This window comes from Kytococcus sp. HMSC28H12 (assembly GCF_001816045.1).
GTDB classification, from domain to species: domain Bacteria; phylum Actinomycetota; class Actinomycetes; order Actinomycetales; family Dermatophilaceae; genus Kytococcus; species Kytococcus schroeteri.
Window position 1 is genome coordinate 1 of the sequence record NZ_KV824412.1, and the last position, 3216, is coordinate 3216.

Annotated in this window: 1 protein-coding gene; it reads right to left on the minus strand. The window is 76.3% G+C overall.

The window, feature by feature from the left end:
* The coding region (locus HMPREF3099_RS05340; RefSeq protein ID WP_256374419.1) for an Lhr family ATP-dependent helicase at positions 1–3216 on the minus strand (3216 nt) is incomplete at both ends.

The window sequence follows — 3216 nt, forward strand, 5'->3', positions numbered from 1 at the left end:
CCCGGAGGTGGTGAGCAGCTCGGCGTCGGGTGCCTCCTCGTGGGTCGCGTGCAGCTCGGCCCATCGTGAGGCGCCGCGCCGGGCCAGCAGCTCCTCCACCCGGGCGGACGCCGCGTCCGGGGCGTCCTGCGGCACCGGCAGGGTCACCGGTGCCTGGTCGGCCGGGTGGAAGGAGACCCACAGGTCGTCACCGGCCAGCAGCCCGTGGGAGACCCACACGAACTCCCCGCCGGCCAGCAGCTCGTCGAGCATCGCCGGGGCGTAGTCGCGGACGCGGGCCGGCAGCACCAGTGTCTCCACGGCGCTCGCCGGCAGCACCGCCCCCGTGAGCTGCTCCAGGGCGCGGGCCACCGCATCGACCCCGCGGGAAGGGGAGGACAGCCCCTGCCAGCGCAGCACGAAGCGCGCGAACTCCTCGCCGCCCACCGGCTCCACCTCGGCACGCAGCGCGGCCAGGGAGCGCCGGCGCAGGCGGCGCAGCACCTCGGCGTCGCAGAAGTCCGGGCCGATGCCGTCGGTCGCCTCGCCACCCCCGGCCGCCAGCGGGCGCAGCGCACCCTCCACGAGGCGGCCGTCGCGCACCAGGGCCCGTAGCGCCGGCACCACCACGGCGCGTCCCAGTCCCAGGCGCGTGGCCAGCTGGTCGGGGGTGAACGGCCCGTGGGTGCGGGCGTGGCGCACCACGAGGTCGGTGAGCGGGTCGGTGCTCACCACCATCGCGGCCAGCGGCAGGCCCGGCGGCACGGGGGTGCCCAGGGCGTCGCGGAGGCGGGCCACGTCCTCCACCGCCGCCCAGCAGGGGCGCCCACCCACCGGCACCTGCACCGCACGCCGGGAGGCCTCCAGTGCGGCCGTCCAGGCCGGCACGTCCGCATCGGGCACGGAGCGCGCGGCGATCTCCTCGGCGTCCAGCGGTCCCAGCACGCGCAGCAGGTCGGCCATGTCCTCGGCGTGACGCGCGCGGCGGTCAGGGGCGGTGTGCTGCAGCTCGGCCTCGGTGTCCAGCACCGCCTGCGGGTCGAGCAGGTCGCGCAGCCCGGCGCCCTCGGAGCGGCCCAGCAGGTCGGCCAGCAACGTGGGGTCCAGCGCGAGCGCGGCCGCACGGCGCTCGGCCAGCGGGGAGTCGCCCTCGTAGAGGAACTGCGCCACGTAGCCGAACATCAGGTTCTGCGCGAAGGGGCTGGCGCCGTGGGTCTCCACGAACACGGTGCGCACCTCGCGGCGGGCCATCCGGCGCATGAGCTCGGTGAGGGCGGGCACGTCGTAGACGTCCTGCAGCACCTCGCGCACGGCCTCCAGCACGATCGGGAAGTCCGGGTGCCCGGCGGCCACCTCCAGCAGCGACGCCGCGCGCTGCCGCTGCTTCCACAGGGCCTGGCGGCGGTCCGGACGGCGGCGGGGGAGCAGCAGGGCGCGGGCGGCGCACTCCCGGAAGCGGCTGGCGAAGAGCGCCGAGCCACCCACCAGGGCGGTCACCTCGTCGTGCACCTCCTCGGGGTCCAGGGCCACGAGTTCGGCCAGGGCAGCGTCCAGGGAGCGCGCGTCGAGCGTGGTCGGCGTCGGGCCGGTGCCGCTGTCCGCATCGGCACCCGTCCCGCCCGACCCGGCCGGCACCGCATCGGGGACCGACCACGCGTCCCACCCGCCGAGGTCCGGCAGCCGCAGCACGATGCCGTCGTCGGCGTGCATCGCCTGCACGTCCACCCCGAAGCGCTCCCGCAGCCGCTCGGCCAGCACCAGGGCCCACGGTGCGTGCACGGGGGAGCCCCAGGGGGAGTGGACGACCACGCGCCAGTCGCCCAGCTCGTCGCGGAAGCGCTCCACCACCACGGTGCGGTCGTCGGGCACGGCGGTGGTCGCCTCGGCCTGGGCCTGCACGTGCGCCACCACGTTGTCCACGGCCCAGGCGTCGAGCCCCGATGCGGTGAGACGCTCCCGCACGTCGGCCTCGGCCCCGGTGGCCACCTCCCGGACGAAGGCCCCCAGGTGCCCGCCGAGCTCGGCCGGACGCCCCAGGCCGTCGCCGTGCCAGAAGGGCAGCTTGCCGGGCTGGCCGGGCGCGGGGGAGACGAGCACCTGGTCGTGGGTGATGTCCTCGATGCGCCACGACGAGGTGCCCAGGGTGAACACGTCACCCACCCGCGACTCGTAGACCATCTCCTCGTCGAGCTCACCCACCCGGCGCCCCGGACCCTCGCCGCCGGCGAGGAACACGCCGAACAACCCGCGGTCGGGGATCGTGCCGCCGGAGAGCACCGCCAGTCGCTGCGCCCCGGGACGGGCGGTGAGCGTGTCGTCCACGCGGTCCCAGACCAGGCGCGGCCGCAGGTCTGCGAAGTCCTCCGAGGGGTAGCGGCCCGTGAGCATCTCCAGCACGGACTCCAGCACCGCCCGTGAGAGGTCGGCCCACGGGGCGGCGCGCCGCACCATCGCGTGGAGGTCGGTGACGGTCCAGTCGTCCAGCGCGCAGGCCGCCACCACCTGCTGGGCCAGCACGTCCAGCGGGTTGGCGGGTACGCGCAGCGCCTCGATGCCGCCGGCCCGCATCTGCTCCACCACCACCGTGGTCTCCAGGAGGTCCTGCCGGTGCAGGGCGTGGAAGCTGCCGTGGCTCACCGCCCCCACCTGGTGACCGGCGCGCCCCACCCGCTGCAGGCCGCTGGCCACGCTGGGCGGGGACTCCACCTGCACCACGAGGTCCACCGCCCCCATGTCGATGCCGAGCTCCAGCGAGCTGGTGGCCACCACCGCCGGCAGCGTGCCGGCCTTGAGGGCGTCCTCGATCTCGGCGCGGTGCTCCTTGCTCACCGACCCGTGGTGGGCCCGTGCCAGCACCGGTGGAGCCCCGGCCGACGCGCCGGCCGTGCGCTCGGCCCAGATCTCGTTGAGGCGGGCCGTCAGCCGCTCGGCCGAGCGGCGCGAGTTGCAGAACACGAGCGTGGAGGTGTGGGCGGCGATCTCGTCGACGATGCGCTGCTCCACGTGCGGCCAGACGCTGGCCCGGTCGCGGGGGTCGGGGGCCTCGGGCGAGAGGTCGGCCAGCGTGAGGTGCTCGGGCAGCGCGAGGTCCTCACCCGCATCGGGCACGGGGGTCGGCGCGGCGCCCGGCGCGGTGGCGAGGTCCGCCAGGTCCGGCACGTCGGCGTGCACCGCCAGGTCCCACTGCTTGGTGGCCGGGGGCTGCACCACGGTGACCGGCCGGCCCCCGGCCAGCCA